At 64.8% G+C, this 403-nt stretch carries 1 pseudogene (cut by a window edge); it reads left to right on the forward strand.

Annotation, left to right across the window (positions count from 1 at the left end):
• Positions 1-403: pseudogene (gene groEL / locus EOC06_RS29610) on the forward strand (chaperonin GroEL) (its annotated part continues 396 nt past the right edge of the window); the annotation flags it as partial.

Here is a 403-nt window from a genome sequence, read left to right on the forward strand (position 1 = left end):
GACCGCCGCAAGGCGATGCTGGAAGACATCGCCGTGCTGACATCAGGCCAGATGATCTCCGAGGATCTCGGCATCAAGCTTGAAAACGTCACCATCGAGATGCTCGGCCGTGCCAAGCGCGTGCTGATCGAGAAGGACACCACCACCATCATCGACGGCGCCGGCACCAAGGCGACGATCCAGGCGCGCGTCGCCCAGATCAAGGGCCAGATCGAGGAGACGACCTCCGACTACGACAAGGAAAAGCTGCAGGAGCGGCTGGCCAAGCTCTCCGGCGGCGTTGCCGTCATCCGCGTCGGCGGCGTCACCGAGTCGGAAGTCAAGGAAAAGAAGGACCGCATCGACGATGCGCTGAACGCCACCCGCGCGGCGGTCGAAGAAGGCATCGTGCCCGGCGGCGGCG

Source organism: Mesorhizobium sp. M7A.F.Ca.MR.362.00.0.0 (genome assembly GCF_004023175.1).
GTDB lineage: Bacteria > Pseudomonadota > Alphaproteobacteria > Rhizobiales > Rhizobiaceae > Mesorhizobium.